Genomic DNA, 10,624 nt, shown 5'->3' on the forward strand with positions numbered 1-10,624 from the left:
CACGATCCGTCCATCGATCGCATTCCGCTGCCCCGCCAGCTCCGCCAACTCGGCGAACAACACCTCAAGACGCTCCTTGGGAGCCAGAGAAGTTGCCGCCGAAGACATGCCACCATCATCACAGGAGCCACCGACAAATCCCGGCAGTGAGACGCGGCTGTATCTACGGGGTGACGATGTTGAACCCGGGGTCGGGCTTGTCGAGCACGCTGACCAGGGACTCGAGAACCGAAGCGTCACCGGTGATCTCCAGCCCGGGCGAGGTGTTGTCACCTGCCACCAGGGTCAGCAACCGCAGCTTGGTCGCCAGCCGCAGCGTCGCCTGCGCGGTCGCCTCGTCGGCGGGCGTCTTGCGGTAGACCAGCACGCCGTTGCGGAGACTCAGCCGGTAGTTGGTCTCGATGTCGGAGAAGGTCACGTCGATGGTGAGGTCGAGCTCCCACGCGCGCGGCCCGTTGACACTGATCGCCAGCAGGTCAAACATCTGCTCCGGCGACAGCTGGCTCGCCATCGACATCGACGTCGCAGTCGGGGTGCCGAAGTTGCCGTCCCTAAGCTCGGTGGCCCCGGCGAGGAAGAAGTTGCGCCAGGTCGCCGTCTCCGAGCCGTAGGCCAGCTGTTCGAGGGTGTCGGCGTAGAGCTGCCGCGCCCCGGCGTGGTTCTCGTCGGTGAACACCGCATGGTCCAGCAACGTTGCCGCCCAACGGAAATCACCCTCGTCAAAAGCCGACTGGGCGATCTCGACGACGCGGTCGAGGCCCCCCATCGCCGCGACGTACCGCGGTCCGATCGCCTCCGGTGGGTGCGGCCACAACCGGGCGGGGTTGCCGTCGAACCAGCCCATGTAGCGCTGATAGACGGCCTTGACGTTGTGGCTCACCGAGCCGTAGTAGCCGTGAGCATGCCACGCCTGCTCCAGTGCCGGCGGCATCGCGAAGGTCTCGGCGATCTCGATCCCGGTGTAGCCCTGGTTGAGCTGCCGCAGCGTCTGGTCGTGCAGGTATGCGTACAGGTCGCGTTGCAGGGAAAGGAATTCGACGATCCGGTCCTTGCCCCAGGTGGGCCAGTGGTGGGACGCGAACACCACGTCGGCGCGGTCGGCGAACGTGTCGATGGCCTCGGTGAGGTATCCGGCCCAGCCGTGCGGGTCGCGCACCAGCGCACCGCGCAGCGTCAACAGGTTGTGCAGGTTGTGGGTGGCGTTCTCGGCCATGCACAGCGCGCGGTAGCGGGGGAAGTAGAAGTGCATCTCGGCCGGCGCCTCGGTGCCCGGCGCCATCTGGAACTCGATCTCGACGCCGTCGACGGTGTGGGTCTCCCCCGTCTCCGTGATGTCGATCGTCGGCACGATGATGGCCACCTCACCCGTCGACGGGGTCTGCCCGAGCCCACATCCCACCTGGCCCTGCGGTCCGCGTTCCAGCGCTGCGCCGTACATGTAACCGGCGCGGCGCGCCATCGCCGTTCCGGCGTACACATTCTCCTGCACCGCGTGCTCGGTGAAGCCCTCCGGGGCGAGCACCGCGACCTTGCCGGCGTCGACGTCGGCCTGCGTCGTCACGCCGAGAACCCCGCCGAAGTGATCGACGTGGCTGTGGGTATAAATGACCGCCCTGACGGCACGATCCCCACGATGCTCCCGGTACAGAGCCAACGCCGCCGCGGCGGTCTCGGTGGACACCAGCGGGTCGATCACGATGATGCCGGTGTCCCCCTCGACGAAGGTGATGTTCGACAGGTCGAATCCGCGTACCTGGTAGATGCCTTCGACGACTTCGTAGAGCCCCTGCTTGGCCACCAGGGCCGACTGCCGCCACAGGCTGGGGTGCACGCTCGTCGGGGCATCACCGGTCAGGAAGGCGTAGACGTCGTTGTCCCACACCACCCGTCCATCGGCCGCGGCGATCACGCACGGCTGTTGGGAGGCGATGAATCCCCGGTCGGCGTCGGTGAAGTCTCTGGTGTCGTCGAACGGTAGCGCGCCCAGATGCTCGCGGTGGGCGGCTTCGATGGTCGGAGTCGGCGGCTTGTTCTGCATGTCTTCAGAGAGTGCCACGCCGATGGCGTCCCCGGTGGTTGACTGGCGTAATGGATGTCCGCCGAGTGGTCACCGGGCACGACGCGTCCGGCAAGTCCGTTTTTGTCAGCGACGAGGCCGTCGCACCTCGCAAGCCGGTGTTGTTGCCCGGATCGGAATTCACCATGCTGTGGGGCGGTGACTCCACACCGCAGTTCCCCGACGACGGATCGATGCCCAACTGGCACACCTACTTTCCACCCGTCGGCGGGTTCCGGTTCTCCATTTTCACGTTGCCTCCCGGCACCGCCGAGGCCAGGACGGACAACCTCAGCACCGAAGAGGCAGTGGCCGATGGGGAGCAGAAGCTACCCGGCCTGCTCGGCTACATGGAACTCGACGATCCGGGCATGCACACCACCGACACCATCGACTTCGAGGTGGTGCTGGAAGGCACCGTGGTGCTCGAACTCGACGACGGCGCCGAGGTGACGCTGCACCCGGGAGACACCGTCGTCCAGAACGGCACCAGGCACCGGTGGCGCAACCCGGGCGACACTCCGGCTCGGCTGGCCCTCTTCGTGTGCGGGGCGAACCACGAAAAGGTCAAGCGCCCCGGTTGAGCCACTGCTGCGCGCGGCGCTTCGACGCCCTTGAGAGCCACGCGTCCTGAATGACCTCCCGCAACTCGGTGACCCCGAGTTCGCCCAACCTGGCGGCGCGGATCAGCACCGAGAGGTGCCCGTCGAAGTGCGCGGTAGTGAAGAACGGTGACGCCGCGTCCTGCACCAGCGCGAGCTTGTCGGCCTCGGATTCGACCCAGAACACGATCACATCCGGGTACTTCTCCCCGGTGTCCGGATCTACGGCGTCCGAACGCGGCGTGCGGAAGAACACGAACGACTTGCCGCCGACCTGATAGATCGGGTTGCCCGCCCTGGGGCCCTCGATCCGGGTCACGTGCGGCATCGACGTCGCGATCTCGTGGACGTCGGCCTCGGTGGCGGGACGGTCACGCATTGCGGTCCAGTCGGTGCAACTCGACGTCGGTCAACTCGCCGTCCGCAACGGAGGCGGTCATGTACGTGCAATGGGGCTGACGCCGGCGATCCGTGGGTGAGCCCGGATTGAGCAGCCGCAGGCCGGATTTCGAGCATCCGTCCCAGGGGATGTGGCTGTGCCCGAAGACCAGAACGTCGGCGTCGGGGTACATCTTCGCCATCCGTTCGTCGCGACCCGACGAGGCGCCCGTCTCATGGGTGACGGTGAAGCGAAGCCCGCCCAGCACCACGTCGGCACGCTCGGGCAGCCGGCGTCGCAGCTCGTCACCGTCGTTGTTGCCCCAGCACGCCACCAGTCGTCGCGATCGCGCCTCCAAGGCGTCGAGCAACGCGGGCGCCATCCAGTCACCGGCGTGGATCACCACGTCGGCGACAGCCACCTCGTCCCAGACCACCGCGGGTAGGTCACGCGCCCTCGTCGGGACGTGCGTGTCGGCGATCAGCAGAAGACGCAAGTCTTCACCCCTAGGAGGTCTGGGAGCTACGGCCATGTTCGTCTGATTCCATCTTCTGAGACAGCAAAGCACGCCGCTGCTGCAGTTCGGGTTTTGACGTAGATCTGACGCTGCGCTCCGTGAAATCGAGAGATCATCTCGGCAATCTTCAGCTGCTGGTTGTCCAGGTAGAACATCGGTGCATCGAACTCGACGAGCGGTCGGCGTTCTGCATCAGTTCTGCGTATGCGCCCGTCCTTATGTAGTGGAAACCAACCACGGACGAGGCCGTAACGCATCCAGTCCTCATCCGCGGTGTCCTGCGCATCGTTCGGGAAATGATCGACTACACGGTGTATGCGCCATCCCAGCTCGATGAGCCCCGCCGCTACCTTCTTGCCGAGGCTCCGGTCGAGGAAAAACTCAGGCGGCTCGTTTGAGTCCAACGCGGCAGATCTCTTCGGCCTCCGGGATTGTCAATCCGTACTCCTCGGCGACCACGGACAGTGGTTCGCCGGCCGCCCACAGGTCGACTACCGCCCGAATCGGCACCTTGTTTCGCTCGACCACAGGATCGCCCCAAGCAAATCGTGGATCAACGACCACGTCGGCGTCGTCCCCGAAACCCGGCAACTTCAATCGGGCAGCAAATTCACCCCTAGCGTCCCAGGTGATGTATCGAAGGTAGTTGCCCACGACGTCGCGAATCAGGAACTGGTGGTCGCCGACCCGAGCGAATTCGTCGTCGGCATGCTGGATGAAAATGTCGATGCCGTCGGTAGCGATTCTCTTGCTAGCTAACGCAAAGTCTGTGCCGAACGTGTCGCGGACATCTGCGACCGTGTCGGCAATCTGCCGCTTGGTGAAGCCCAGTTCATTTCGGAGGGCACGGAGCACAAAGGCCTCCACCAAGGCTGCGAACGGCACAGAAGCACTACCCCGGCGGGTGGCGGGAATGTGGTGCACCAGTGGCGCACCGCCACGGGAACCTGTATGGAGCCAGTGGTAGACGGTGGAGCGAGGAATGTCGAGGTACACCGACACTTCCCGTGGGGTGAACAGGGGATCCTTGAAGATGTCAACCGTCATCGCGGTACCACCACCTCCCCCGTGCAACGATCATTGCTCCCTGCTCGAAAGTATGCACCAGGGGTCTCACAAGCGAATCCGAAACGATGCGAGCACCTAGCTCTACCTGCAGCTGCCGGGCTGGACTGATTGGTCCTCAGCGGACCACCGCTGTTCACCAACTGGGATTGTGTGACCACGGCTGATGATGTGACCAACGTTATGGTGCGCCCGAAGGGATTCGAACCCCTAACCTTCTGATCCGTAGTCAGATGCTCTATCCGTTGAGCTACGGGCGCTGGGTGAAGCTATTCAGTTCTCGCCGGCGAGCCGGCAGGGTTACCGCGGAGGCGAGAGGATTTGAACCTCCGGTCCGCTTTAAGACGGACAACTCATTAGCAGTGAGTCCCATTCGGCCGCTCTGGCACGCCTCCCGACGTTTACCGCCGCTGGATGAGAGTACACAGGGGCCACCTCGGGAGGCAAAGCAGATCCGAGGCGGCCATAAACTGATCGGGTGCCCGTCCGTTTACGCCCCGAACTCGCCGACATCCCCGCCTACACCCCGGGCAGAACGGTGCCGGGCGCGATCAAGATCGCCAGCAACGAGACGGTGCACGGACCGCTGCCCAGCGTGCGGGCTGCGATCGCGACGGCGATCGACGGCATCAACCGCTACCCCGACAACGGATACGTCGAGCTCAAGGAGCGCCTGGCCAAGCACGTCAACTTCGCACCGGAGCACATCTCCGTGGGATGCGGTTCGGTCAGCCTGTGCCAGCAGTTGATCCAGATCACCTCCACCGTCGGCGACGAGGTGCTCTTCGGCTGGCGCAGCTTCGAGATCTACCCGCTGCAGGTCCGCACCGCCGGCGCCTCCCCGGTGCAGGTGCCGCTGACCGACCACACCTTCGACCTCGACGCGATGCTCGCCGCGATCACCGACCGCACCCGGCTGATCTTCGTGTGCAACCCGAACAACCCGACCAGCACCGTCGTCGACCCCGGCGCGCTGGCCGCGTTCGTCGCCGCCGTGCCGTCCCACATCCTGGTGGTGCTCGACGAGGCCTACATCGAGTACATCCGTGACGGGCTGGTGCCCGACAGCTTCGGCCTGGTCCGTGAGCACAGCAATGTCGTTGTGCTGCGGACGTTCTCGAAGGCCTACGGGCTGGCCGGGCTGCGCATCGGATACGCGGTCGGCGATCCGGACATCATCACCGCACTGTCCAAGGTGTACGTCCCGTTCACCGCCACCACCGTCTCGCAGGCCGCCGCGATCGCCTGCCTGGACGCCGCCGACGAGCTGCTGGACCGCACCGACGCCGTCGTCGCAGAACGCGCCCGGGTCAGCACGGCGCTGCGCGCCGCCGGATACGAGCTGCCGCCCTCACAGGCCAACTTCGTCTGGCTCCCGTTGGTCGGGCGCGCCCAACAGTTCGCCGCCGACGCCGCCAACAGCCGCATCATCGTGCGCCCCTACGGTGAGGACGGCGTGCGGGTCACCGTCGCCGCCCCCGAAGAGAACGACGCCTTTCTCGACTTCGCCCGACGCTGGATCACCGAACAGGAGACACCCCGATGACCGCTGCGCGCGAGAAGTTCAACCGCCTGACCGAACGAACCGATCGGATCGACGACACCGAGCTCGACAACTTCTGGTCCACGCTCGCCCCCGCCGACATCGACTTCATGATGGGCGAGTGGAAGGGCGGCGAGTTCGACACCGGGCACAAGGCCAACGGGTTCATGAACCGGCTGAACTGGTTCGGCAAGACGTTCCATTCCGACGCCGATGCCAAGCCGCTGGTCTGCCTCGACGCCGACGGCAGCAAGTTCTCCAACACCGAGGCGATGAACGGCGAAGCCAGCCTGTGGATGGAGGAGTTCCGCGGCGAGATGGTGGCGTCGATGGTCTACGACGGCACGCCGGTGCACGACCACTTCAAGGTGGTGGACGACAACGCCGTCATCGGCATCATGAACGGCAAGGGCGCGCTGGACACCACCTCGGGCACCCCTCGCCACCTCTACTTCTATCTCGAAAGGGTCTAGCCGCATATCGTGGCGGCAATGAAGACGCATGCACGGGTGACGACGGCAGCGGTGGTCGGTCTGGGAATCGTCCTCGGCATGACCACGGCGTGCCAGCAGACCACCGAGGGCACCGTCGCGCAGACCACCGAGCCGGGTCCGCCGCTGACGTCGTCGCCGACGACCGGCAGCCGCGCCCCGGGCATCCCCGGCCTTCCGGACATCCAGATACCGAATATCCCGCTGCCCACGCGCAACACCGACGTCCCCGAGGTCCCGGCACCGGCCAACTCGCTGGAGATGAGGTGCGACGAGTTCAGCGAGCTCGACGAGGCCACCAGGGTTGCGGTGATCCGGGAGATCCTTGCTCAGGAGAACAACCCGCTGGGGCCCGACGGTGAGTTCGTGGGCCAGATCCTTGCCGACGCTGCCTGTCAGTTCCTGCCGAGCGCGAAGGTCAGCGAGGTACTGATGGGCGGTTAGCCGCAGTACCCATTAGGCGGCTCGCCGCCGTACCCATCAGGCGGCTCGCCGCCGTCGGTGGCTAGCCTCTTGCTCCATGGGCAACGCACACGAGTCATTGACCGTCGAGATCGCCGATCGCATTGCCGAGGTGACGCTGATCGGGCCGGGCAAGGGCAATGCGATGGGTCCGGCGTTCTGGGCCGAACTGCCGGTGGTTTTCGCCGAACTGGACGCCGACCCCGACGTGCGGGCGATCGTGCTGACCGGGTCGGGTCGGCACTTCAGCTACGGCCTCGATCTGGCGGCGATGGGGGACACGCTCTCACCGATGCTGGCCGAGGGCGCGCTCGCCCGACCGCGCGCGGAGTTCCACGCGCGCCTGAATACGATGCAGCAGGCCATCACGGCGGTCGCGGACTGCCGCACCCCGACCATCGCCTCGGTACACGGCTGGTGCATCGGCGGCGGCGTCGACCTGATCTCCGCGGTCGACATCCGCTACGCCAGCGCCGACGCGAAATTCTCGGTGCGTGAGGTCAAGCTCGCGATCGTCGCCGACGTCGGCTCGCTGGCCCGGCTGCCGTTGATCCTGTCCGACGGGCATCTGCGTGAACTGGCGTTGACGGGCAAGGACATAGATTCGGCGCGCGCCGAGAAGATCGGCCTGGTCAACGATGTCCATCCCGACGCCGAGGCATCTCTGGCCGCTGCCCGCGCCACCGCCGCCGAGATCGCGGCCAATCCGCCGCTGGTGGTGCAGGGCATCAAGGACGTGCTCGACGAGCAGCGCACCGCCGACGTCTCGGCCAGCCTGCGCTACGTCGCGGCGTGGAACTCGGCGTTCCTGCCGTCCAAGGACCTCACCGAAGGCATCACCGCGATGTTCGAGAAGCGGCAGGCGAACTTCACCGGCGAGTAGGCGCCGGCCTCACCGCAGGGGCGCGGCCGGTCGTCTCGGGAAGCGCGGCGACGCAGCCGAGGCTGACCAACGCCAATCCGCCCGTCATCGCGGCGATGGCCCAACCACCGCAGGTGGCCAACAACATCGGCGACAACACCGGCGGCAGTGCGCCGCCGATGACACCACCGACGCTGTGCGACAGGGCCGCCCCGGTGTAGCGGTACTCGGCGGCGAAGATCTCCGGGATGAACGCGGCCACTGGGCCCATGCAGATCCCGATGAGAGCGTAGGTGGCCACGATCGCTGCGCCGAACACGGCGTGATTGCCGCTCTCGACCAACGGGAAGACCAGAAAGGCCCACGGCGCCGCGAGCCCATAGCCGACGGCCATGACGCGTCGCCGGCCGTGGGTGTCGCTCAGGATCGTCGAGGCCGCCGCGAAGCCGACCGCACACAGCCCGCCGAGCACGCTGACCAGCAACACCATGTTCGTCGAATAGTCCAGCTGTTCGGCGGCGTAGTGGTGAAGAACGTCCCCGCCTGGAACACGAGCATCGGAGCGCAGATCGCCACGCCGGCGGCCAGCAGCACCTGATGGCCCTGACGTCGCATCAACACCGCGATGGGGGCACCTGTCGCGGGCGCACGGGTTTCGGCGACGGGTTCCTCGATCTTGACTCGGATGTACAGGGCAGTGGCGATCAGCACTGCGCTGAGCAGAAACGGGATGCGCCAGCCCCACTGCAGGAAGGCATCGCCGGAGTCGCCGAATGCGAAGTACACGATGAGGAAAACCAGATTGGACAGCACCAGCGCGGTGCCGAGACCGAGTTGGGTGAACATGCCGTAGAAGCCGCGGCGCTCCGGAGGCGCGTGCTCGGCGCTGAGCAGCACCGCGCCGGCCCACTTGCCGCCGACCGCGAAGCCCTGCACCAGCCGCAGGGTGATCAAGAGCAGCGGTGCGGCGATGCCGATGCTCGCCGTGCTGGGGATCAGACCGACACCGACGGTGGCGACACCCATCAGCACGAGCGTGACCACCAGGGTCTGCTTGCGGCCGATGCGGTCACCGAAATGCCCGAAGACGGCCGCACCGACAGGCCGCGCCAAGAAGGCGGCTGCGAAGGCGCCCAGCGAGGCCGTCGTCGTCATCACATGGCTCAGCTCGGGAAAGAACACCGTCGGGAAGACCAGCGCGGCGGCGGTGCCGTAGATGAAGAAGTCGTAGAACCCTGTCGCTGAGCCGCTGTAGCTGGCCAGAGAGATCCGCCGGAGCTCCCGAGGGGTGGCCACCGGCACCTCAGGGGCGCGCGCGATACCTGTTGTCATGGGGAGATGTTCGCGAAATCAACCTGGCATTTGCATCCGGCGATCGGACGAGCCGACGGAGGATCTGGGTGTCCACCGATTGGGGGAAGCGCCCTCCTGAGTCGGTGTGGGAACGCCACGTCGCAGCGGCGGGCAAACTTCACCGGCGAGTGAGCGGGGTCGGCCTTCGGTGACTCATCGCAGCCAGAGCCGGAATCCGGTGCAGCCGCAGAATGCGCACCCGGGACTGTGCCCGCTGCGCGGACAACCACACTCACAGACGCCATCCCTGCTGCACATCAGCGAGGACAAGCCACCGCCATAAATCCATCGTTCCCTTCCACAGCGATCTGGTGTGCCCTCCGATACCCCGCCCGGCCCGGTACAAACGGGCGGCCCGGTACAAACGGGCGGCGGGGTCCACGCCGGCGGTTTCGATGTCCACCCGGCCGGGCACTCCTGGCAACGGGCGGCAGTGAACATGCCCGGCAGGGGGCGAACATGCCTGAGTTGGACGGGTATCGCCGGCTGATACGTGAAGCGGTGACAGATCTGACCGAGCAGACCGCCATGGGCACCGGCATCGGCGGCCTGCTGCGAACGGTCACCACGGCTGCCGTCGCTCTGGTGCGCGGCGCCCAATACGCAGACGTGATCCTGATCGACGGGGAGCGCATTAAGCCACTGGCACCCACGTCCCCGTGCACCACCGAATTGGGGGCGATACAACTGCGGCACGGGCACGGCCCATGCATCGATGCCGCGGTACACGACGCCGTGGTTCGCTCGCCGGACCTGGCCAGAGAAGACAGGTGGCCGGATTTCACCCGCGCCGCTCTGTACGCGGGTGTACGCAGCGTTCTGACGTTCCCGCTGCGCACCCCTGAGCACGAAGCCGGCGCTCTCAACATCTACGGCGCCGCCGCCGGCACGTTCAACGCCGAGGACGAAGCGATCGGCGCCACACTGGCCGCCCACGCATCCATCATGCTGGTGGCCGCGGAGAGGGAAGCCCGATCCGACGCCGTGCTGGCTGATCGTGAAGCTGTGGGCCGGGCGACCGGCATCCTGATGGAGCGGTTTCACGTCGGGGCGGACCGCGCTCTGGAAATGCTGGCTGAGCGCTGCGAAAAGACCGGAGAGTCACTTCGATCCGTCGCCGACGACATCACCGCCCGGCCCGAGCCGGATGACCGTCACCAACGCCCACGCGGTGGCGGAGGGATTTGAACCCCCGGTCGGTGTTAGCCGACTCTCGCTTTCAAGGCGAGTGCATTAGGCCGCTCTGCCACGCCACCGCGGGACAGTCTAGACGCGGCCGATCTTGGCCGAAGGC

General features: G+C 66.2%; 11 protein-coding genes, 3 tRNA genes and 1 pseudogene. 6 read left to right on the forward strand and 9 right to left on the reverse strand.

Features of this window, described 5'->3' with window-relative positions; genetic code table 11:
* Nucleotides 1-163: 163 nt before the first annotated feature.
* A complete protein-coding gene (locus WA944_RS02090) occupies nt 164-2,038 on the reverse strand; it encodes an alkyl/aryl-sulfatase (protein WP_526369204.1) in 1,875 nt (624 codons plus the stop codon).
* A gap of 50 nt (nt 2,039-2,088) precedes the next feature.
* Here WA944_RS02090 and WA944_RS02095 point away from each other — a divergent pair, with 50 nt between their 5' ends.
* Nucleotides 2,089-2,640, forward strand: coding sequence for a cupin domain-containing protein (locus WA944_RS02095; RefSeq protein WP_526369185.1), 552 nt, complete (start codon nt 2,089-2,091; stop codon nt 2,638-2,640).
* Here WA944_RS02095 and WA944_RS02100 read toward each other — a convergent pair.
* The 6 genes from WA944_RS02100 to WA944_RS02125 all read right to left on the reverse strand — a co-directional run bounded on the left by WA944_RS02100 (nt 2,624) and on the right by WA944_RS02125 (nt 5,014).
* Complete coding sequence (locus WA944_RS02100) at nt 2,624-3,037, reverse strand: MmcQ/YjbR family DNA-binding protein (protein ID WP_526369187.1); 414 nt, start codon at nt 3,035-3,037, stop codon at nt 2,624-2,626. The two genes, WA944_RS02095 and WA944_RS02100, sit on opposite strands and share 17 nt — an antisense overlap.
* Nucleotides 3,030-3,533, reverse strand: coding sequence for a metallophosphoesterase family protein (locus WA944_RS02105; RefSeq protein ID WP_526369189.1), 504 nt, complete (start codon nt 3,531-3,533; stop codon nt 3,030-3,032). Before WA944_RS02105 ends, WA944_RS02100 begins: the two co-directional genes overlap by 8 nt.
* A 26-nt stretch (nt 3,534-3,559) precedes the next feature.
* Entirely contained in the window at nt 3,560-3,958 is a 399-nt protein-coding gene (locus WA944_RS02110; protein ID WP_526369191.1) for a PIN-like domain-containing protein, read from the reverse strand.
* Complete coding sequence (locus WA944_RS02115; protein ID WP_526369193.1) at nt 3,936-4,601, reverse strand: DUF433 domain-containing protein; 666 nt, start codon at nt 4,599-4,601, stop codon at nt 3,936-3,938. Before WA944_RS02115 ends, WA944_RS02110 begins: the two co-directional genes overlap by 23 nt.
* Nucleotides 4,602-4,803: 202 nt before the next feature.
* Nucleotides 4,804-4,879, reverse strand: a tRNA-Arg gene (locus tag WA944_RS02120).
* 46 nt (nt 4,880-4,925) lie between these two features.
* Nucleotides 4,926-5,014, reverse strand: a tRNA-Ser gene (locus WA944_RS02125).
* Nucleotides 5,015-5,097: 83 nt separating this feature from the next.
* Between WA944_RS02125 and hisC the strand changes: the two genes are divergently transcribed.
* The 4 genes from hisC (at nt 5,098) to WA944_RS02145 (ending at nt 7,998) form a co-directional block, all read left to right on the forward strand.
* Nucleotides 5,098-6,165 carry a histidinol-phosphate transaminase gene (gene hisC / locus WA944_RS02130; protein WP_526369195.1) on the forward strand — a complete coding sequence of 356 codons (1,068 nt, stop codon included), beginning with the start codon at nt 5,098-5,100 and terminating at the stop codon, nt 6,163-6,165.
* Complete coding sequence (locus tag WA944_RS02135; protein ID WP_526369197.1) at nt 6,162-6,635, forward strand: GXWXG domain-containing protein; 474 nt, start codon at nt 6,162-6,164, stop codon at nt 6,633-6,635. Before hisC ends, WA944_RS02135 begins: the two co-directional genes overlap by 4 nt.
* 18 nt (nt 6,636-6,653) lie before the next feature.
* Nucleotides 6,654-7,097, forward strand: a complete 444-nt coding sequence (locus tag WA944_RS02140; RefSeq protein ID WP_526369199.1) for a hypothetical protein — start codon at nt 6,654-6,656, stop codon at nt 7,095-7,097.
* 76 nt (nt 7,098-7,173) lie between these two features.
* The gene (locus WA944_RS02145; RefSeq protein ID WP_526369200.1) at nt 7,174-7,998 is read left to right on the forward strand and encodes a crotonase/enoyl-CoA hydratase family protein; all 825 of its coding nucleotides are present in this window, start codon (nt 7,174-7,176) and stop codon (nt 7,996-7,998) included.
* Here WA944_RS02145 and WA944_RS02150 read toward each other — a convergent pair.
* Nucleotides 7,985-9,309: pseudogene (locus WA944_RS02150) on the reverse strand (MFS transporter). The gene WA944_RS02145 and the pseudogene WA944_RS02150 sit on opposite strands and share 14 nt — an antisense overlap.
* 480 nt (nt 9,310-9,789) lie before the next feature.
* Here WA944_RS02150 and WA944_RS02155 point away from each other — a divergent pair.
* Nucleotides 9,790-10,518: an ANTAR domain-containing protein gene (locus WA944_RS02155; protein WP_526369202.1), complete on the forward strand. Its 729-nt coding sequence runs from the start codon at nt 9,790-9,792 to the stop codon at nt 10,516-10,518.
* On the opposite strand, the gene WA944_RS02160 is transcribed toward WA944_RS02155, so the two are convergent.
* Nucleotides 10,500-10,586 (reverse strand) — tRNA-Ser (locus tag WA944_RS02160). The two genes, WA944_RS02155 and WA944_RS02160, sit on opposite strands and share 19 nt — an antisense overlap.
* Between the last annotated feature and the right edge of the window lie 38 nt (nt 10,587-10,624).

Origin of the sequence: Mycobacterium sp. (assembly GCF_049683355.1) — a bacterium.
In the GTDB taxonomy this organism is placed as follows: Bacteria; Actinomycetota; Actinomycetes; order Mycobacteriales; family Mycobacteriaceae; genus Mycobacterium.

Bases quoted from the DNA above. Each gene is read 5' to 3' on its own strand.
- WA944_RS02090 (WP_526369204.1), bottom strand. From the start codon at position 2,038: ATGCAGAACAAGCCGCCGACTCCGACCATCGAAGCCGCCCACCGCGAG.
- WA944_RS02115 (WP_526369193.1), bottom strand. From the start codon at position 4,601: ATGACGGTTGACATCTTCAAGGATCCCCTGTTCACCCCACGGGAAGTG.
- WA944_RS02095 (WP_526369185.1), top strand. From the start codon at position 2,089: ATGGATGTCCGCCGAGTGGTCACCGGGCACGACGCGTCCGGCAAGTCC.
- WA944_RS02145 (WP_526369200.1), top strand. From the start codon at position 7,174: ATGGGCAACGCACACGAGTCATTGACCGTCGAGATCGCCGATCGCATT.
- WA944_RS02135 (WP_526369197.1), top strand. From the start codon at position 6,162: ATGACCGCTGCGCGCGAGAAGTTCAACCGCCTGACCGAACGAACCGAT.
- WA944_RS02155 (WP_526369202.1), top strand. From the start codon at position 9,790: ATGCCTGAGTTGGACGGGTATCGCCGGCTGATACGTGAAGCGGTGACA.
- WA944_RS02100 (WP_526369187.1), bottom strand. From the start codon at position 3,037: ATGCGTGACCGTCCCGCCACCGAGGCCGACGTCCACGAGATCGCGACG.
- WA944_RS02140 (WP_526369199.1), top strand. From the start codon at position 6,654: ATGAAGACGCATGCACGGGTGACGACGGCAGCGGTGGTCGGTCTGGGA.